Genomic DNA, 18011 nt, shown 5'->3' on the forward strand with positions numbered 1-18011 from the left:
AACGGAACACCATGCGCAAACTCGACAACAAGACGCTGATCGTCGCCAGCCACAACGCCGGCAAGATCCGCGAAATCCGCGACCTGATCGGCCCGCTCGGTTTCGAGGCGAAGTCGGCGGCCGACCTCAACTTCATCGAGCCCGACGAGACCGGCACGACGTTTGAGGAGAACGCCACGATCAAGGCGCTCGCCTCGGCCAAGGCCTCCGGCCTGCCGGCACTTTCGGACGATTCTGGTCTCGCGATCGACGCGCTCGATGGAGCGCCCGGCGTCTATACGGCCAACTGGGCCGAGCGCGAAGATGGCAGCCGCGACTTCGCCATGGCCATGCAGAAGGTCGAAGATGCGCTGCAGGAGAAAGGCGCCAAAACGCCTTCCGAGCGCACCGCCCGTTTCGTCTCGGTTCTTTGCCTTGCCTGGCCGGACGGTCATGTCGAGCTTTTCCGCGGCGAGGTCGAAGGCTTCGTCGTCTGGCCGCCGCGCGGCGGCCAGGGCTTCGGCTATGATCCGGTGTTCCAGCCCAAGGGCTACGAGACCACCTTCGGCGAGATGAGCGCCGACGAGAAACACGGCTGGAAGCCGGGTGACGAAGAGGCTCTGTCGCACCGCGCCCGCGCCTTCAAGATCTTTGCCGAGACCTGCCTCGGAGCCTGATCTGAGCGGGATGAGGAAAAGTGCGTGCGGTTTCCGCCCGCATCCCGCTCTCTACTGAAAGTGACCATGAGAGACGCAATAATGCAAACTGCCACGCTATCGGCGATCGGTGACGGCATGGACCCCGGTTTCGGGGTCTACGTGCATTGGCCGTTCTGCGCGGCCAAGTGCCCCTATTGCGACTTCAACAGCCATGTGCGCCACCAGCCGGTGGACCAGCCGCGTTTCGTTGCAGCTTTCCTTAAGGAAATGGAAGAGGTGCGCGAGCTCTCCGGCCCGCGCACGGTCACCAGCGTGTTCATGGGCGGCGGCACGCCGTCCTTGATGGAGCCGTCGACGGTCGATGCCATCCTCCAAGGCATCGCTCGCCATTGGCATGTGCCCGACGGCATCGAAATCACCATGGAGGCGAACCCGTCGAGCGTCGAAGCGACGCGTTTCCACGGCTACCGCGCTGCCGGTGTCAATCGCGTCTCGCTCGGCGTCCAGGCGCTGAACGACCGCGATCTGAAGTTCCTCGGACGGCTGCACAATGTCGAGGACGCGCTGAAGGCGATCCGGCTGGCGCGCGAGATCTTCCCGCGCATGTCCTTCGACCTGATCTATGCCCGTCCGAACCAGACGGTCGAAGAATGGGAGCGTGAGCTGAAGGAAGCCGTCTCCTACGCGGTCGACCATCTGTCGCTCTACCAGCTGACGATCGAGGAAGGCACGCCCTTTTACGGCCTGCACAAGGCCGGCAAGCTGATCGTGCCTGATGGCGAGCAGTCGGCAGTGCTTTACGAGGCGACGCAGGACATTACCGCCGCCATCGGCATGCCGGCCTACGAGGTTTCAAACCACGCCCGCCCGGGTGCCGAGAGCCGGCACAACCTCACCTATTGGCGCTACGGCGACTATGCCGGCATCGGCCCGGGCGCCCACGGGCGCCTGGGCATCGGCAATGGCAAGATCGCTACCTCTACGGAGCGCAAGCCGGAGGAATGGCTGCGGCTCGTCGAGACCCATGGTCACGGCATGATCGAGCGGGAATCCCTCGATCTCGAAGCACAGTCCGACGAGTTGTTGCTGATGGGTCTGCGCCTCAAGGAAGGCGTCGACTTGGCGCGATGGCAGACGCTTTCCGGCCGCGACCCGGACCCGGAGCGCGAGCAGTTCCTGATCGATCACGGCTTCATCGAGCGGCTGGGCAATTCGCGCCTGCGCTGCACGCCGGCCGGCATGCTGATCCTCGACGCCGTGGTCGCTGATCTCGCCTGCCCCTGAGGGCAGGCGGTCTTCGCCGGCTACAGACTCAATCGAACGTTTCACCTGACAGCGGCGTGGCCTGCATCGACGGCCGGCCTTCGAATGCATCGAACCAGCGGGTCAGCCTCGGACGGTTGCGAAACGACGGCAGGTTGCGAAACGCCATCCAGGACAGTGCCGTCGCCAGCGCGATCTGCCCGATATCCACGTCTTCCTCGGGCGATAACGTCTGCTCCAGCCAATCGTAGGTCGCCTCGATCTTTTCTTCGTAGCCCTTGGCGAGTTCCGGATAGCGCAGATGTTCGGGGCGCCTCTCCCACTCCCAGCGCAGGCCGATCCCGGTCTGGGCAAGAACCTGCGCCACCGACTGCATGCGCAGCGCCCGCCATCGAGGTTCGCCGACCTCGGGAATCCGCTTGCGTCCCTCATGCAGCGTATCGAGATAGGCGCAGATGACATCGCTGTCGAAGATCGGCTCTTCGCCCTCACGCAACAGCACCGGAACCTTGCCGAGCGGGTTTTCGGCATAGACCTCGTCGTTGCGCCGCGTTGGGCTCGTCTCGTGGTGGATGACTTTCAGCCGGTCGGCAAGGCCGATCTCGTGAGCAAAGACAAGCGCCTTGCGGGCGAAGGGAGAGTGGGTTTGATAGTAGAGGATCATGGCTGCCTCGCGGGATCTGGCGTGAATTCCTGTTCCCGTGAAGAGATATTGCATCGCGGCCGATAAAGGCGCTCTGTTTCTTCGGCCACGATGCAAGTTTGTTTCGTCTAGGCGGCTTTCATCGGATCGCCCCTCAGCCGGTTGAGCTCGATGCCCCTAGCCACCAGCCGGGCGACCTGAGCGTCGTCCACGTCATCGGTGGTGCGCAGGCGAATATAGGCCATGTCGCCCTTGCCGCCGCCCTTCTCCAGGCGTGCGTCGAGATCGAGCATCTCGGCGCCGCGCCAGAAACCGAAGGTCACGTAATCCTTTGCCCCCTTGAGCAGACAGACCGCGCCGCCGGCCTCATAGATGGGATGGCCCCATTTGACGGCGTCATTGAGCGTGCCTGTGGCCAGGAGGGCACCATGCAGGCGCTTCGCCACGTCGGCCGGGACACCGGAGAGGCCGGCAATGTAGTCGTTGACTGTTTTGGTCATGGTCGTCTTTCGAGCGCTCCGTTTCTGTCAGTTGCTGAAGGGAATGAGGGCGCGCAGCCGCGGATCCCGAAGCCAGAGGCCGCCCCAGGCGATCACGCCGAGATAGAAGCCGAAAAGCAGATGGGTGAAGAGCGGGCTGCCGGCCCGCAGATGCGTCGCCATCGCCCCGCCGAGATAGCCGGTGAGCAGAATGGCGCCGAGGATCGAGGTGCGCGGGATCACATAGAGCACCGTGCACAACAATGTGAGAATGCCGAGCAGCCGCGCCAGACCCTGGTCGGCGGAATAGCCGAGCGCGACCATGGTTTCGGTGACGACAGCTAGCGGCACAAGCTTGATGACGGCATCGAAAATCAGGAAGGCGACTAGCACGCCGCTGAGGAAGCGGCCGAGGATGATCGACTTTGCCCTTGGGGCGGGCATAACGAGGCTGGTGGTCACTGATTTCTCTCCTTGGATTTCGTTCTCGGTCCAAGGACGAAAGCGCATGAGGGATCCCGACAGGCACCGTCAGATTTTTCTTTCGGAGATCTCGATACCAGGCGTTTCATCGAGCTTGTCGAGCTGCATGCGGATGTAAGCGCATTCGGCCGCGTTGGTCGCAAGCGCAATCGCATGGTCGAAGGCCACACGCGCCTCGCGGACCTTGCCGAGCTGCTTCAGGAGATGGCCGCTCAAGCCATGGAAATAGAAATAGCCGGAGAGCTTTTCCGCCAAGGGCGCGATCATCGCCAGCGCGGCTTCCGGCCCCTGACGCTTCGAAACCGCCACTGCGCGATTGAGCGTGATCACCGGAGAGGGCTGCAGCCGCTCGAGCGCCTGGTAGAGCAGGTCGATCTGCGCCCAGTCGGTCTCATCCGCACGCTCGGCGCGGGCATGCAGCGCCGCGATCGCCGCCTGGATCTGGTAGGCGCCCGGTTGGCGGTACTGCATCGCCCTGTCGATCAGCGCCAAGGCCTCGTCGATCAGCGAGCGGTCCCACAGGCTGCGGTCCTGGTCATCAAGCAGGATGACGGCGCCATCGGCGTCGAAGCGGGCGCGCGCCCGCGAATGCTGGATCATCATGAGCGCCGTCAGCCCCTTGATCTCCGGCTCGGCTGGGAAAAGCTGAAGCAGCAGGCGTCCGAGCCGGATCGCCTCCTGGCACAGGTCGGCCGAGACGCTTTCCGGGCCGTTCATCGCCGAATAGCCCTCGTTGAAGACGAGGTAGATCATCGTGGCGACGGCGGCGAGCCGATCTGACCGGTCGGCCGCATCCGGGGTCTCGAAGGCAAGGCCGGCGGCCGCGACACGCGACTTGGCCCGCGTGATCCGCTGTTCCATCGCCGCCTCGCTGACGAGGAAGGCGCGGGCGATCTGCTTGACAGAAAGGCCCGAGACGATGCGCAGCGCCAGCGCGATCTGCTGCGTTGCCGGCAGCGCCGGATTGCTGCAGACGAACAGCAGGCGAAGAATGTCGTCGCGATAGTGGGAGCCGTCGAGCTGGTCGGCGAGCGCGCCCTCCTGATCCTCGAGGTCGGAAAGAATTTCCTCCGGCGGCAGCGCCGTTTCGCGGGACTGGCGGCGCACCTTGTCGATGCCGCTGTTGCGGCCGACGAAGATCAGCCAGGCGGCGGGGTCGCGCGGCGGGCCGCTCTTCGGCCAGGTCTTCAAAGCCCGGATACAGGCCTCCTGAAACGCTTCTTCGGCAGTGTCGAGGTTGCGGAAATAGCGCAACAGCGCGCCCACGGCCTGCGGCCGGGCCGAAACGAGAGCGAGGTCTATCCAGGCTGTGTCTGTCATGAAGCAAGCTCACTGGGTTTGTAGATGGCAAGAGGACGGATTTCATAGGAGCCGGCGGCCGGATTGGCAGAACTCAGATCACGGGCGAACTCGAGCGCATCATCGAGAGACGCACAGTCGATGACATAGAAACCGAGCAGTTGCTCTTTCGTTTCGGCAAACGGGCCATCGATTACGATCGTCTCGCTGTGACTGTGCCGGAGCGTCGTCGCCGCCGTCGTCGGCATCAAGCGCGCCACCGGCCCAAGCCGGCCTGCCTCCGCATATTTGCTCTGTACGGCCAACAGATCATGCATGACTTTTTCGTCCTGCTCCTTGGTCCAGGCGTTCGTGACATCTTCTTGATTGTAGCAAAACACGGCGTAAAGCATCGGAACTCCAGCTCCTGAAACAAAGACGGTGGCGGCAAGCAATAGCCGACAACCCGGATGAAAAAAACAGGGCCGGTGGTGCTTTCGCCCACCGGCCCGCAATGCGTGCAAATCAGAAATGCTCAAGCGTTGTCGCGGCACTCTAACTTGGTGTCGATGGCCGGTCGAGAAAAGAGGCGCAGAAGCCGCCCGTCGATCGCCGCCAGACCGGCCGCGATCAAGGTCATGCCCAGGAAGTGCTTGGGTTCCAGCGTTTCGCCGAGGAACAAAGCGCCAAGCAGGATGGCGCTGACCGGGATCAGGAAGGTCACCAGCATCAGGTTTGTGACACCGGCCGTTTCCAGGATGCGGAAGAACAGGACGTAAGCGAGCGCCGTGGAAATCAGCGCGATGCCGACGATCGCCGCCCAGACGTCGAAGCCGGGCATGGGAAGCGTCCAGGGATGATCGATCAGCAGCGACAGCGGGACCAGCATGATGCTTGCGGTCGAGACCTGACCGGTCGCCGTCACGATCGGCACCACGCCCATGCGCTTGAAGCGGCGGGCAAAGACACCGGCGAGCGCATAGGAGAGCGCTGCGCCAAGCACTGCGACCTGGGCAAGCAGGTTCGAACCAAGGCCACCGAGCGCCGCCGGACCAATCATCATCGCGACCCCGAGGAAGCCGACGACGACGCCTGCAAACCGGTTGGCTGTCAGCTTCTCGTCATCGGTCAGGAGATGCGCGACGATCACGCCGAACAGCGGCGTGGTGGCGTTGAGGATCGAGGCAAGGCCGCTTGCGATATGCGTCTGCCCCCAGACGATCAGCGAGAAAGGGATGAGATTGTTGAGCAGCCCCATCCCGAAGAAGGCCAGCCAAACGCGCGGGTCGCGCGGCATCGACAGTCCCATCAGTCGAACGAAGGCGAGCAGCGCGAGCGCCGCGAGACTGACGCGGAGCGCCACGATCGTGACTGGAGGCAACGCCTTGACGGCGACGCCGATGAAGAAGAAGGAGCCGCCCCACAGAATGGAGAGCAGGATCAACATGCCCCATTCCCGGGCGCCCATGACCTTGGCCTGCGTTGCTTGTGTCATTGCCTTAACCCTCGTTTGTTTGTCAGGCTAAACCGTGATGGCATCGACCATCTTGACTTTGTGCCATTATTCTCAGGATATTGAGCTTCGAACAAACGATCATTTCTCGCCGCATGATTGAGTTTGGCTAAACCATGTCGACATACCTTCCTTCGCTTGCCTCGCTTCGCGCCTTCGAGGCCACCGCGCGACATCTAAGCGTTACCAAGGCCGCGCAAGAACTGAACGTGACGCCTGGCGCCGTCAGCCTGCAGGTGCGCGAACTGGAGCAGGCGTTAGCAGTGACGCTGTTTGAGCGCCGGCCGAGACAGTTGGCGCTGACGGAGGACGGCAGCACCTATTTCGCAACGCTCAGGCGCGCGTTCCGAATGATGCGCGAGGCGACCGAGGAACTGACGGCGCGCAAGCGTGCGCCGGTGCTGACGGTCAGCTGCACGCCCACCTTTGCCGCGCAATGGCTGGTGCCGCGCATCGGCGCCTTCGAGTTACAGGTGCCCGGCATCGACGTGCGCATCAGCACCACCAATCGGCTGACCGACTTCAACAGCGATGGGGTCGACATCGCCATCCGTCATGGGCTTGGCCGCTATGACGGTCTAGTGAGCGAACGATTGATCGATGACGACCCGGTGCCGGTCCTTCACCCGGCACTACGCGCCAGGAACCCACTCGACATGCCGGGTGACCTTGCCGCGCATGTGCTCTTGCACGACGTCCATCGTCAGGATTGGAGGCTGTGGCTGGATGCGGCGCGCGCCGACGGGGTGGACGCCGGGCGAGGGCCGGTCTTCGTCAACAGCAACGGCGCGATCGAGGCGGCCAAGGCCGGCGACGGCGTTGCATTGGTGCGCCTGTCGCTGGTCACGCGCGAGCTTGCGGAGGGTGTGCTGGAAGCCCCCTTCCCTGAGGGCGTGATGACCGGGCTTGCCTACCATCTCGTCTACCCGCCGGCCGCACTCGACCGCCCGCCGGTCACGGCCTTTCGCGCCTGGATCATCGAACAGGCACGAGCCGAGCAGGGTGTGGGGAATGCGGCGACCAAGCGTCCGCCGCAGCCGGCACTGAAAGCGGTCCGGTAAAACAAAAGAGCCCGGGCGAACCCGGGCTTTTTTTGCGGCAATGCGCCTCGACTATTCGTTGATCAGGCGCTTCAGCAGCTCGATCTCATGGCTGAGCTTGGTGTCGCCCGAAATCAGCTCCTCGATCTTGCGCACGGCGTGCAGCACGGTCGTGTGGTCGCGTCCGCCGAAGCGACGGCCGATCTCCGGGAAGGAGCGCGGCGTCAGCGTCTTCGACAGATACATCGCGATCTGGCGCGGCTTGACGATGACACGGGTGCGGCGGTTGGAGACGAGCTCCTGGCGCGAGACGTTGTAGTGCTTGGCGACGACCCGCTGGATGTCCTCGATGCGCACGCGGCGGGGTTCGCCGGCGTTGACGAGGTGGCCGAGCAATTCATCGACGCGCTCGAGCGAGAGCTGCGGCTCGAAGGAGCGGCGGAACAGGAGCTGGTTGAAGGCACCTTCCAGTTCGCGGCCGCTGGCGGTCACGTTGCGTGCCACATGGCTCAGGATTTCGCCGGGAATGTCGAGCGAACCGTCGTCCTGACGGGCCGTGTCCAGGCGGCGCTTCAGCATTTCCAGGCGCATGTCGTAGTCCGGGCCGTCCATCTCGATGGCGACGCCGCCCTGGAGACGCGAACGAACGCGGCTGTCGAGCGATTCCAGTTCCCACGGTGCGCGGTCGGCTGCGACGACGACCTGCTTGGCGGAATCGAGCAGCATGTTCAGCAGGTGGCAAAACTCATGCTGGATCGACTTGCCCTGCAGGAACTGCATGTCGTCGATGATCAGGAGATCGATGTTGCGCAGCGACTCCTTCAAGGACAGCGCGTCGTTGTCGCGGATCGCGGTGGCGAAACGCCACATGAAGTATTCGGCCGTCAGGTAGACGACGCGCGGCGCACGCGCGCTCTGCAGCGCCTGGATGGCGATCGCCTGCAGAAGGTGCGTCTTGCCGAGACCGACGCTCGAATGGATGAAGAGCGGGTTGAACCGCACCGCACCGGCGCCGGCTTCCGCAATCGTCCGGGCGGCGGCAAGCGCCACGCGGTTCGAGGAACCCTCGACGAAGTTTTCGAAATTGTAGCGCTGGTCGAGCGGCGAGCCGAAGAGCGGCGCCTGGGTCGGCCTCTGCATGCTTGCGACAGTCGCCGCGGCAACGGTTGCCACCGGCTGGGCTGCGGCCGGACGGCGCGCGGGCTGAGCCGGAGCTGCTTCTGCCGCCTGCGGCAGCGCTTCTTCCTGGGTGGTCGGACGGGCGCCACGGGTTGCCGTGCGCACCAGGATCTCGATCTTCATGATCTCGCCGTCTTCCTGCTGGAAGATCGAGGTGATGAGGTCAAGATAACGGTTGTTGATCCAGGACTTCAGGAACGTGGTCGGCACCGAAAGGCGCACAACGCTCTTGGATACGGAATGGAGCTTCAGACGCCCAAACCAGCTTGCAAAGACATCCGGACCGACTTGAGCTTTGAGACGCGCACTTACCCGCTCGAACAGTGCGTCGTGCCTCATGTCGGTTTTTTCCCCCGCCGCCTGAGATAGATTGCTTCCGGCTTGAAATGCGTCTCCTTCTTTCTGAAGTGCGCCCGCCGTCACCAAATTCATCTGCATTTTGCCGCCTTCCAATTCATGTTCAGATGCCGTCATCGCTGCCGGCCTCATCTCTTATGTCCGTCGCCCGCGGCGCCCGTATGGGCCATGCCGCTTTCGCCGAACGTCACAGTCGCAGACGACGCCGGGCTCCTCATCTCCCGCCTCGCTGCGCGCTACGCGCACCCACCTGCCCTGCTGGGCCGGAGGATGTCCCCTCGCGCCTCTCGTCAACAATCCCTTCGACGCGCTCCCGCGCCGTACCGGATCCTCCTCCTCGTCAACAGCTCGTCGCACCCTCGTACGAAGCGATGAGCCGCGCGTTGGACCTTGGCCTCGCGTCGGGCGCCGCTTGCACCCTCCATCGAGGCCTCCTGCATCTTTCCTTTGTCGTAGCCGATCAAAGGGCAAGACAGGCAGCCGTCAAAGCGCCGCAGCGACCTCTAGGCGTCCGACCGGACGCAGGTGCTGCAGATGGCCGCCTCACAATCACAGGACGAAAGTTTCCCGTCCGGAGCGGTATGAACCATCCGGTTTTTTCACCTTCGACTTGTCTGATTGAACGACGCGGAGCCGCCCTGATACAAAGGACAGAAACATCGAAACCATTTCTTCGAAATGGCCTCTTTTGCTTCTTTTTACAGATGTGGTCCGTGTCCCCTGTGGAGGGCATTTAGGCAGGATCGATGGGCAAGATCAATCGCGATTTTTACGCAACCTTAAGCGCTGGCCGTTGACTCTCCGGCCGCCATTTGCTTGCCGCATTCCGAGTCCGAGAAGAATCCCTGTTGAATCAAGGGTTTTGATTTTTCGCTCTTTGCTTAGCTGGCGAAAAAGAAAAAAAATAAAAATTCGCTTGACTCAGAATGGGCCGAACGGACCCCCAGTCAGAGACATCCTTTTGATAAGGACCTCTCACAAGTCATTGAAATAATTATATAAATCTTGTCATCGCACTGACATAAGCCCAAGCCGCCAGATTAACCATCGCGATGACAGAAGTATGAATCCGAAAAGCCCGGCGCAAGGGCCGGGCTCTCGATTAACAGATTTTTCTTAGCCGGATTAGGCCGAAAGCGACTTTACGCGCTGTGCAAGACGCGAAACCTTGCGCGATGCAGTGTTGGCGTGCAGGACGCCCTTGGTGGCTGCGCGCATCAGCTCGGGCTGAGCTGCCTTGAGCGCTGCGGCTGCAACTGCCTGGTCGCCGGTTGCAATCGCTTCTTCGACCTTGCGGATGAAGTTGCGAACGCGCGAACGACGGGCCTTGTTCACTGCGGTGCGGCGTGCGATCTTGCGGGTCGCCTTTTTCGCCGAAGTTGTATTGGCCATTTGTGCCTCTCTTCGAAAACTGACATGAACTCCGCCCCTCGCCGTGCCGGGTCACTGCGACCTGTCATCAAAGCAATTCGGGAGTATTTCCGGAAAGCCCAGAATGGCGTTCCAAACTGAGGGCGGCGTATAGCGGGAAACCGCCGCCCCGTCAACGCGCAATTTCCAGAATCTGCGCGCCGTGCTCTGGGCTAGCGATGTTTGAACTCCGGTTTGCGCTTGGCGACGAAGGCGGCCATGCCTTCCTTCTGGTCTTCGGTCGCAAACAGCGAGTGGAAGAGCCGACGCTCGAAACGCAGGCCTTCGGCAAGCGTCAGCTCCAGCGAGCGGCTTACGGCCTCCTTGGCCATCATCACCGCGGGCAGCGAGAAGGAGGCGATCTTCTCGGCAGCGGTGAGCACTTCCTCCATCAATTTCTCCGGCGCCACCACACGCGAAACGAGTCCCGCGCGTTCGGCCTCGGCCGCATCCATCATCCGGCCGGTCAGCACCAGGTCCATGGCCTTCGCCTTGCCGACGGCGCGCGTCAGGCGCTGGGAACCGCCCATGCCGGGAATGACGCCGAGGGTGATTTCCGGCTGGCCGAACTTCGCGGTCTCGGACGCAATGATGAAGTCGCACATCATCGCCAGCTCGCAGCCGCCGCCAAGCGCGTAGCCGGAAACGGCAGCGATCAAAGGCTTGCGAGCTGCCGCCACCTGGTCCCAGCCGCCGATGAAGTCGCCGAGATAGCTGTCGACGAAATCGAGCGTCTGCATCTCCTTGATGTCGGCACCGGCGGCAAACGCCTTCTCCGAGCCGGCGAGGACCACGGCGCCGATCTCCTTGTCGGCGTCGAAGGCCTTCAGCGCCGCGGCAAGCTCGCGCATCACGGTCGAGTTCAGCGCATTCAGCGCCTGCGGACGATTGAGCGTCACCAGGCCGACGCGGCCGCGTGTTTCGACCAGCAGCGTTTCGTAGGTCATTTCTGTTTCCTCCGGTTCATGCACCAGACCGCTCACGGACTGGCGTTCATTTCTGGCAGTGCGGGCAATAGAAGGTTGAGCGTCCCGCCTGCACGATGCGGGCGACCGTACCGTCGCAGCCGGGCGTGCGGCAAGCCTGTCCTTCGCGGTCATAGACGGAGAAGGAGTGCTGGAAGTAGCCGAGCGAGCCGTCAGCCTGGATATGGTCCTTCAGCGACGATCCGCCGGCGGCAATGGCATCGGCGATGACCTCGCGGATCGCATCCGTCAGGCGCACGAGCCCTTCCTTCGGCTTGCCGCGCTTGTCGACGAGCGCGCCGGCCGGTTTCAGCGGCGACAGGTGCGAGCGCCAGAGCGCCTCGCAGACATAGATATTGCCGAGACCGGCGATGTTCTTCTGGTCAAGCAACGCCGCCTTCAGCGGTTGCGCCTTGCCGGAAAAGCGTGCGGCGAGATAGGCGGCATCGAGCACGTTTCCGGTCGGCTCCTCGCCGAGCGCGCGGAAATAGGCGTGGCTCGCCACCGTGTCGCGGCGAGCAAGGTCCATGAAGCCGAAGCGGCGCGGGTCGTTGTAGATCACCCGCACCGGGCCTTGCGCACCGTCGAGATGGAAGATGACGTGATCGTGCTTTTCATCCTTGCCGCGTGGATGGTGGAATTCGCCGGGCGTTGTTGCCGCCGGCCCCACCTCGATGCGGAAGGAACCGGACATGCCCAGATGGGCGATGATCACGTCGCCGGCTTCCAGATCGATCATCAGATACTTGGCGCGGCGCGACAGCGAGACGATGCGCTGGCCGGCAACGGTCGAGGAGAAATTCTCCGGGAAGGGAAACCTGAGATCCGGACGGCGCAATTCCGCATTGACGAGCAGCGCCCCTTCCATGGTCGGCGCGAGGCCGCGCTTGACGGTTTCGACCTCGGGCAACTCCGGCATGAACGCACTCCTTCGATCTCAGCCACCGGATGCGGTGGTTGGCATTTCCTTGGCGGCCTTCTTATCCTATAGGGGTGCGCTATGCCGCAGCCGCAGTCCCGCCCACGAGATAGCGTGTGACGGGCCTTTTCGCTATGGTGCCGGAAAAATTGGTTCAGGTGGAGTTCTTCGTATGACGGATCAGCGCGTATCGGCCGATGGCGGCATGGAAACATCTTTCGGTTTCCGCAACGTCGGCACGGGCGAGAAGCAGCCGCTCGTCAACGACGTCTTCCACAAGGTGGCCAAGCGTTACGACATCATGAACGACGTGATGTCGGCCGGCCTGCACCGCGCCTGGAAGGATGCGATGATCGCGGCCCTCAACCCGCCACGCCGCGAGGGCTACAGGACGCTCGACGTTGCCGGCGGCACCTGCGATATCGCCTTCCGCATCATCGAAGCCTCCGACCGCAAGGCACATTCGACGGTGCTCGACATCAACGGCTCGATGCTGGCCGTCGGCGCCGAGCGGGCCGAGAAGAAGAAGCTCTCCGCCAACCTCGATTTCGTCGAGGCCAATGCCGAGGACCTGCCTTTCGAGGCCAATACCTTCGACGCCTATACGATTGCCTTCGGCATCCGCAACGTGCCGCGCATCGACGTGGCGCTGAAGGAGGCATACCGGGTGCTGAAGCGCGGCGGCCGGTTGCTGGTGCTGGAGTTCTCCGAAGTGGAGATGCCGCTGCTCGACCGCTTCTATGATGCCTGGTCGTTCAACGCGATCCCGAAGTTCGGCAAGCTGATCACCGGCGATGAAGCGCCCTACCAGTATCTGGTGGAATCGATCCGCAAGTTTCCGAACCAGAAGGACTTCGCGACGATGATCAAGGAAGCGGGCTTCTCGCGCGTCTCCTTCACCAATTACACCGGCGGCATCGCAGCGCTGCATTCCGGCTGGAAAATCTGATCCCGATGAGCACGCCTGGAGCATATATCCGCCTCGCGCGGATCGGCTGGGTTCTCGTGCGCGAAGGCGTCGTCTCGGCCGTCCCGACGGAGCACCTGCCACCCTTTGCCCGTTTCGCCCAGAAGGCGGCCGGACTTTTGGCGCGGCGCAGAGTGCCGGGAGAGGAGCGTAGCGACCGGCTGTCGCGCGCCGTCGCCCGGCTCGGCCCCTCCTATGTGAAGATCGGCCAGTTCCTCGCAACCCGCCCCGACGTCGTTGGCGCGGAGTTTGCCGCAGACCTGTCGCTGTTGCAGGACCGCATGGCGACCTTCCCGCAGAACGAGGCGAAGGCCGCGATCGAGGGATCACTCGGCCGGACGGTCGACGATCTCTATGCCGAGTTTTCCGAGCCGATGGCCGCGGCCTCGATCGCTCAGGTGCACCCGGCGATCGTGATGCGCGACAGCGGCCCTGAGAAGGTCGCGGTCAAGGTCATCCGTCCCGGCGTGCGGCAGCGCTTCGCCTCCGACATCGAGGCGATGTATCTCGTCAGCCATATGCAGGAGCGTTTCCTGCCCTACACCCGCCGGCTGAAGCCGGTCGAGGTGACCAAGACGCTGGAACAGACGACGAAGATCGAGATGGATCTTCGTCTGGAGGCGGCCGCCCTTTCCGAGCTTGGCGAGAACACCAAGGACGATTCCGGCTTCCGCGTGCCGAAGGTCGACTGGGAGCGGACCGGGCGCGACGTCGTCACCATGGAGTGGATCGACGGCGTCAAGATGTCGGACATCGAGGGCTTGAAGGCCGCAGGCCACGACCTCAACCTTCTAGCCGAAGTGCTGATCCAGTCCTTCCTGCGCCACACCCTGCGCGACGGCTTCTTTCATGCCGACATGCATCAGGGCAATCTCTTCGTCGACGATGCCGGCCATATCGTCGCCGTCGACATGGGCATCGTCGGCCGCCTCGGCAAGAAGGAACGCCGGTTCCTGGCCGAGATCCTCTTCGGCTTCATCACCCGCGACTACCAGCGCGTGGCCGACGTGCATTTCGAGGCGGGCTATGTGCCTTCGCACCACGACGCTGCGAGTTTCGCCCAGGCGATCCGCGCGATCGGCGAGCCGATCCACGGCCAGCCGGCCGAAACCATTTCGATGGCGAAGCTGCTGACGTTGCTCTTCGAGGTCACTGAGCTCTTCGACATGCAGACCCGCCCCGAGCTCGTCATGCTGCAGAAGACCATGGTGGTCGTTGAAGGGGTGGCTCGCACGCTCAATCCGCGCTTCAACATGTGGAAGGCCTCCGAGCCGGTCGTCGGCAAGTGGATCCGCGACAATCTCGGACCGAAGCGCATCGTCACCGATTTGCGCGACGGCCTGCATGCCGCACTCAGGCTGGCTGAAGCCGCGCCCGAAATCGCCGCCCGCACGGAGAAGTTTTCGAGCGAGATCATGGCGATGAGCGAAAACGGTCTGCGCTTCGACGCCGAGACCGCGCATGCGATCGGCAAGGCGGAAGCGAAACACACGCGCTCCGGCCGCATCGCGCTGTGGCTCATCGCCGCCACGCTCGCCTATATCGCCTGGCAGGTGACCTGATCCCGCCCGCGCCCGAACCGGCGCGGCGGGCTTGTCTTTCTACCCACGCTTGCTATCCTTCCCGCATGGATAATCGCTCTATTCTCACCATGGTGCTTTGCACGCATACCCCAGGGGTGTGCGGGAGACCTGTTGCGCTGACTTAAGCGAAATGTCCCCCACCAACCCTGCCGAGGCGAGCAGGGTTGGGACCTGTTTCCTCGGAACCAAAGAGAGGAAACAATGACCGACGCAACCGACCCTTCAGATATCAACATCCGCGCGGCCCGCGTCGTCGATTTCGAAGCGATCGCGGCGCTGATGAGCCAGCCGGGCATCCGCTCGGGCACGCTGCGCCAGCCGTTCGCCACCCCGGAACAGACACGCAAGTGGTTGGAGAGCCTCTCGGACGACAGCGTCGTCATCGTCGCCGAGCGCGCCGACCGGATCCTCGGCATGGCCGGACTGCATCGCAGCAAGGGGCGCCGGCATCATTCCGCGGCCCTTGGGATCAGCGTCGACGACACCCATCGCGGCGAGGGCATCGGTAAGTCGCTGCTGACCGCTCTGATCGACGCCGCCGATAACTGGCTCGGCATCAGCCGCATCGAGCTTACGGTCTTTACCGACAACGAGCCCGCGATCGCGCTCTACCGCAAGGCCGGCTTCGAGATGGAGGGTACGCACCGGGCCTATGCGCTGAGGAACGGTGTGCTGGCCGACGTGTTCGCGATGGCCCGCATTCGTGAGCCTGCGGCGCCGAAGGCCGCTTGAAGGCCGCAACGGCCGGCAACCGGCACGGACTGTGGCCGGCCGATTGCGATCCAGCGCAACCGCCGGCAGCATCCTGTTCCATCCGGAACTGCGAATATCTCGGCTTCATGCGACTTTCGTCTCATGGATGACGAAGGCTCATCCCAACCCATCCGGAGGAGAGATCATCATGCGCAAGTTCATCGTCGCAGCCGCTGTCGCCATCACCGCTGCCATCTCCTTTGCAGCACCTTCGCAGGCCGGTGGTATTTCGATCGGCTTCGGCAACGGCTACTACGGTCATGGCTGGAGCGGCCGTGTCGGCTACGTCGGCAGCTATTATGGCGGACCCTACTACTACGAGGACGAACCCTATTGCTTCCTGAAGACGGTGAAGCGCTACGACAGCTACGGCAACCGCTACTACAAGAAAATCCGCATCTGCCGCTAAGTGACAGAATGAGGGAGGGCGCTTGAGAGCCCGGCCGCGGTGCGGCCGGGCTTTTGCATTCCGACATCCACTGACGTCAAAACGATTCCGCTGCGAGAAAATCTGGTGTAGCTCGGATGCCAAGCCATTCTGAATTCCGCAATCGAGGAGGGTCGGTCATGGATCTTGGTATCGCTGGAAAACGTGCGCTGGTGCTTGGCGGCAGCAAGGGGCTGGGGCGCGGTATTGCCGAGACTCTCGCCGGCGAAGGCGTCATCGTGGCGCTGACCGGCCGCGACGCGACATCGGCGGCCAAGGTGGCAGGCGACATCAGCCCTTCGGCGCGCGGCTACGCCCTCGACCTCTCGAAGCCCGAAAGCCTCGATGGCCTGCTGGACCAGCTCGAAGCCGATTTCGGCGCGATCGACATTCTGGTGCTGAATGGCGGCGGGCCGCCGCCCTCACCTGCCTCGGTCATCGAACCGGACTTCTGGCGGGCGCAATTCGAGACCATGGTGCTGGCCGGCATGCGCATCGCCGGCCGGCTGCTGCCCGGCATGCGGGAACGCCAGTTCGGGCGCATCATCGCCGTCGCCTCCACCAGTATCCGCGAACCGATCGTCGGGCTCACCGCGTCGAATGCGCTCAGAAGTGCGGTTGCCGGCTGGCTGAAGACGCTCGCCGGCGAGGTCGCTGCCGACGGCGTGACCGTGAACCTGCTTCTGCCCGGAAGGCTTGCCACAGACCGCACGCTCAGCTTCGACCGGATGGACGCCGAAAGCGAAGGGCTCGATATCGAGACGGTCGCAGCCCGCAGCCAACGCGACATCCCGATCGGCCGCTACGGCACGCCGGCGGAATTCGGGGCGGCCGCAGCCTTCCTCGCCGGCCGTCAGGCGAGCTACATCACCGGCGTGGCGCTGCCCATCGATGGCGGCCTCAGCCGCTCGATGCTCTGATACCGTTCTGGACATTTCCGCCGACGGATTGGGGTGAGCTACGAAGGCGACGTCATACCTCGTCCCGACTGTCATCGCCGATGAGCGCCGAGAGGTCTTCGGCCAACCGCGTGACCAGCGCGCCGGCCTCGGGCCGGTAATAGAGGGCGATCTCCATCGTCTCGATCATCGGCAGTCCTTGCTGCGGCCCCACCGTCCGGTGCCGGTCGTGGACGACGCGGGCCGGCAGCAGGCTGATGCCCAGCCCATCGGCGACCGCCGACTGAATGCTAGCGAGGCTGGAACTGGTATAACTCACGCGCCAGCGTCGCCCTGAGGCATCCAGTGCCGCCACCATGTCGTCGCGATAGAGGCCGCGCGGCGGAAAGACGACGAGCGGCAGAGGATCGAGCGCCAGAACAGGATGGGCGGCGCTGTCGATCCAGCACAGGCTTTCCTGCCACTGTTTCACGGCATCGCCCGTGCCGCGGCGCTGCTTGACGACGACGATATCGAGCTCGCCGCGATCATAGAGCGACCGCAGCTCGCGGCTGAGCCCGCTCGTCACTTCGAGCCTGACATTCTCGTGGCGGCGGGCAAAGGCCGCGAGTGTGCTGGTCGTGCGGCCGGCGGCAAAGTCTTCGGGCAGGCCGAGGCGCAGCGTCGCGGCAACCGATGCGCCCGAGAGAAGCTGCCGCACTTCCGCGTCCAGCGCCAGCATGCGCCGCGCATAGCCGATCAACTGCTCGCCCGCTTCCGTCAGGCGGACCTGGCGATGGCTGCGTTCGAGCAGCGGATGGCCGGCCTGCTCTTCCAGCCGCAGGACTTTCTGGCTGACGGTCGACTGGGTGGAATTGAGCCGGCCGGCCGCAGCGGTGAAACCGCCGCAATCGGCCACCGCCGCGAAGGCTTTCAGCAGATCCAGATCGAAAGGTTGAGCATTCATATTTCCACTTGATAGCATTCATACATTTAATTTCCAAATGAATGCGGCACTGCCTATGGTCGCACACGGGAGGGCCACGCCGGGCGCGGGAGAGGTTCGGCGGCGACGCGTGTCTTGCGCCCTTGAAAAGGTCACGGATCGGCTCAAGTAAGCACGAGATTGCGATGAGCAAGAGCGGCACGGATGGAGCCCTTTCAAGGTTTCCTCGTCCGCCCTTAACCGGAACCATTGCGATCGACCGGCCCATTCGGCCGGCCCGCATGATCGGA

19 protein-coding genes are annotated in these 18011 nt (G+C 63.4%); 8 read left to right on the forward strand and 11 right to left on the reverse strand.

The window, feature by feature from the left end; genetic code table 11:
• Positions 1-11 precede the first annotated feature (11 nt).
• Positions 12-656 (forward strand): RdgB/HAM1 family non-canonical purine NTP pyrophosphatase, encoded by a 645-nt coding sequence (gene rdgB, locus BLU15_RS32105; protein WP_090300958.1) that lies wholly within the window; start codon positions 12-14, stop codon positions 654-656.
• 81 nt (positions 657-737) lie between these two features.
• Positions 738-1922, forward strand: a complete 1185-nt coding sequence (gene hemW, locus BLU15_RS32110; protein ID WP_060580654.1) for a radical SAM family heme chaperone HemW — start codon at positions 738-740, stop codon at positions 1920-1922.
• A gap of 28 nt (positions 1923-1950) precedes the next feature.
• On the opposite strand, the gene BLU15_RS32115 is transcribed toward hemW, so the two are convergent.
• The 6 genes from BLU15_RS32115 to BLU15_RS32140 form a co-directional block, all read right to left on the reverse strand.
• Positions 1951-2565, reverse strand: a complete 615-nt coding sequence (locus BLU15_RS32115) for a glutathione S-transferase family protein (protein ID WP_060580653.1) — start codon at positions 2563-2565, stop codon at positions 1951-1953.
• A 107-nt stretch (positions 2566-2672) separates the two neighbouring features.
• The gene (locus BLU15_RS32120) at positions 2673-3044 is read right to left on the reverse strand and encodes a DUF1801 domain-containing protein (protein WP_090300960.1); all 372 of its coding nucleotides are present in this window, start codon (positions 3042-3044) and stop codon (positions 2673-2675) included.
• A 27-nt stretch (positions 3045-3071) separates the two neighbouring features.
• The gene (locus BLU15_RS32125; RefSeq protein WP_176960422.1) at positions 3072-3467 is read right to left on the reverse strand and encodes a DoxX family protein; all 396 of its coding nucleotides are present in this window, start codon (positions 3465-3467) and stop codon (positions 3072-3074) included.
• 87 nt (positions 3468-3554) lie between these two features.
• Entirely contained in the window at positions 3555-4826 is a 1272-nt protein-coding gene (locus BLU15_RS32130) for an RNA polymerase sigma factor (RefSeq protein WP_060608319.1), read from the reverse strand.
• Positions 4823-5197, reverse strand: coding sequence for a YciI family protein (locus tag BLU15_RS32135; RefSeq protein ID WP_034797485.1), 375 nt, complete (start codon positions 5195-5197; stop codon positions 4823-4825). Before BLU15_RS32135 ends, BLU15_RS32130 begins: the two co-directional genes overlap by 4 nt.
• Positions 5198-5319: 122 nt before the next feature.
• Positions 5320-6279 (reverse strand): DMT family transporter, encoded by a 960-nt coding sequence (locus BLU15_RS32140; protein WP_244546881.1) that lies wholly within the window; start codon positions 6277-6279, stop codon positions 5320-5322.
• A gap of 134 nt (positions 6280-6413) precedes the next feature.
• On the opposite strand from BLU15_RS32140, the gene gcvA reads away from it, so the two are divergent.
• Positions 6414-7358, forward strand: coding sequence for a transcriptional regulator GcvA (gene gcvA, locus BLU15_RS32145; protein WP_090300962.1), 945 nt, complete (start codon positions 6414-6416; stop codon positions 7356-7358).
• A gap of 51 nt (positions 7359-7409) precedes the next feature.
• On the opposite strand, the gene dnaA is transcribed toward gcvA, so the two are convergent.
• The 4 genes from dnaA to mutM form a co-directional block, all read right to left on the reverse strand.
• Positions 7410-8855 carry a chromosomal replication initiator protein DnaA gene (dnaA, locus tag BLU15_RS32150; protein WP_060519887.1) on the reverse strand — a complete coding sequence of 482 codons (1446 nt, stop codon included), beginning with the start codon at positions 8853-8855 and terminating at the stop codon, positions 7410-7412.
• A gap of 1143 nt (positions 8856-9998) precedes the next feature.
• Positions 9999-10265 carry a 30S ribosomal protein S20 gene (gene rpsT, locus BLU15_RS32155; RefSeq protein WP_034797494.1) on the reverse strand — a complete coding sequence of 89 codons (267 nt, stop codon included), beginning with the start codon at positions 10263-10265 and terminating at the stop codon, positions 9999-10001.
• A gap of 191 nt (positions 10266-10456) precedes the next feature.
• Positions 10457-11230 carry an enoyl-CoA hydratase gene (locus BLU15_RS32160; RefSeq protein ID WP_060519737.1) on the reverse strand — a complete coding sequence of 258 codons (774 nt, stop codon included), beginning with the start codon at positions 11228-11230 and terminating at the stop codon, positions 10457-10459.
• A 46-nt stretch (positions 11231-11276) separates the two neighbouring features.
• Positions 11277-12167: a bifunctional DNA-formamidopyrimidine glycosylase/DNA-(apurinic or apyrimidinic site) lyase gene (gene mutM, locus BLU15_RS32165; protein WP_034797500.1), complete on the reverse strand. Its 891-nt coding sequence runs from the start codon at positions 12165-12167 to the stop codon at positions 11277-11279.
• Positions 12168-12339: 172 nt separating this feature from the next.
• Here mutM and ubiE point away from each other — a divergent pair, with 172 nt between their 5' ends.
• From ubiE to BLU15_RS32190, 5 genes are all read left to right on the forward strand, one after another.
• Entirely contained in the window at positions 12340-13116 is a 777-nt protein-coding gene (ubiE, locus tag BLU15_RS32170; RefSeq protein WP_090300964.1) for a bifunctional demethylmenaquinone methyltransferase/2-methoxy-6-polyprenyl-1,4-benzoquinol methylase UbiE, read from the forward strand.
• Between the two features lie 5 nt (positions 13117-13121).
• Complete coding sequence (gene ubiB / locus BLU15_RS32175) at positions 13122-14696, forward strand: 2-polyprenylphenol 6-hydroxylase (protein WP_090300967.1); 1575 nt, start codon at positions 13122-13124, stop codon at positions 14694-14696.
• Positions 14697-14918: 222 nt separating this feature from the next.
• Positions 14919-15449, forward strand: a complete 531-nt coding sequence (locus BLU15_RS32180) for a GNAT family N-acetyltransferase (protein WP_090300969.1) — start codon at positions 14919-14921, stop codon at positions 15447-15449.
• Positions 15450-15618: 169 nt separating this feature from the next.
• Positions 15619-15879 (forward strand): hypothetical protein, encoded by a 261-nt coding sequence (locus BLU15_RS32185; protein WP_034797516.1) that lies wholly within the window; start codon positions 15619-15621, stop codon positions 15877-15879.
• 158 nt (positions 15880-16037) lie between these two features.
• A complete protein-coding gene (locus BLU15_RS32190) occupies positions 16038-16817 on the forward strand; it encodes an SDR family oxidoreductase (protein ID WP_090300971.1) in 780 nt (259 codons plus the stop codon).
• 52 nt (positions 16818-16869) lie between these two features.
• On the opposite strand, the gene BLU15_RS32195 is transcribed toward BLU15_RS32190, so the two are convergent.
• On the reverse strand, positions 16870-17742 hold the full coding sequence (locus BLU15_RS32195; protein ID WP_090300973.1) for a LysR family transcriptional regulator: 873 nt from the start codon (positions 17740-17742) through the stop codon (positions 16870-16872).
• Positions 17743-18011: the final 269 nt, after the last annotated feature.

This window comes from Ensifer sp. YR511 (assembly GCF_900103045.1).
Lineage (GTDB): Bacteria > Pseudomonadota > Alphaproteobacteria > Rhizobiales > Rhizobiaceae > Ensifer > Ensifer adhaerens.

Coding starts and splice junctions, on each gene's coding strand:
- BLU15_RS32190 (WP_090300971.1), top strand. CDS start 16,038: ATGGATCTTGGTATCGCTGGAAAACGTGCGCTGGTGCTTGGCGGCAGC.
- BLU15_RS32195 (WP_090300973.1), bottom strand. CDS start 17,742: ATGAATGCTCAACCTTTCGATCTGGATCTGCTGAAAGCCTTCGCGGCG.
- BLU15_RS32185 (WP_034797516.1), top strand. CDS start 15,619: ATGCGCAAGTTCATCGTCGCAGCCGCTGTCGCCATCACCGCTGCCATC.
- BLU15_RS32115 (WP_060580653.1), bottom strand. CDS start 2,565: ATGATCCTCTACTATCAAACCCACTCTCCCTTCGCCCGCAAGGCGCTT.
- rdgB (WP_090300958.1), top strand. CDS start 12: ATGCGCAAACTCGACAACAAGACGCTGATCGTCGCCAGCCACAACGCC.
- ubiB (WP_090300967.1), top strand. CDS start 13,122: ATGAGCACGCCTGGAGCATATATCCGCCTCGCGCGGATCGGCTGGGTT.
- rpsT (WP_034797494.1), bottom strand. CDS start 10,265: ATGGCCAATACAACTTCGGCGAAAAAGGCGACCCGCAAGATCGCACGC.
- BLU15_RS32140 (WP_244546881.1), bottom strand. CDS start 6,279: ATGACACAAGCAACGCAGGCCAAGGTCATGGGCGCCCGGGAATGGGGC.
- BLU15_RS32135 (WP_034797485.1), bottom strand. CDS start 5,197: ATGCTTTACGCCGTGTTTTGCTACAATCAAGAAGATGTCACGAACGCC.
- BLU15_RS32130 (WP_060608319.1), bottom strand. CDS start 4,826: ATGACAGACACAGCCTGGATAGACCTCGCTCTCGTTTCGGCCCGGCCG.
- BLU15_RS32125 (WP_176960422.1), bottom strand. CDS start 3,467: ATGCCCGCCCCAAGGGCAAAGTCGATCATCCTCGGCCGCTTCCTCAGC.
- BLU15_RS32180 (WP_090300969.1), top strand. CDS start 14,919: ATGACCGACGCAACCGACCCTTCAGATATCAACATCCGCGCGGCCCGC.
- BLU15_RS32120 (WP_090300960.1), bottom strand. CDS start 3,044: ATGACCAAAACAGTCAACGACTACATTGCCGGCCTCTCCGGTGTCCCG.
- gcvA (WP_090300962.1), top strand. CDS start 6,414: ATGTCGACATACCTTCCTTCGCTTGCCTCGCTTCGCGCCTTCGAGGCC.
- hemW (WP_060580654.1), top strand. CDS start 738: ATGCAAACTGCCACGCTATCGGCGATCGGTGACGGCATGGACCCCGGT.
- mutM (WP_034797500.1), bottom strand. CDS start 12,167: ATGCCGGAGTTGCCCGAGGTCGAAACCGTCAAGCGCGGCCTCGCGCCG.
- BLU15_RS32160 (WP_060519737.1), bottom strand. CDS start 11,230: ATGACCTACGAAACGCTGCTGGTCGAAACACGCGGCCGCGTCGGCCTG.
- ubiE (WP_090300964.1), top strand. CDS start 12,340: ATGACGGATCAGCGCGTATCGGCCGATGGCGGCATGGAAACATCTTTC.
- dnaA (WP_060519887.1), bottom strand. CDS start 8,855: ATGAGGCACGACGCACTGTTCGAGCGGGTAAGTGCGCGTCTCAAAGCT.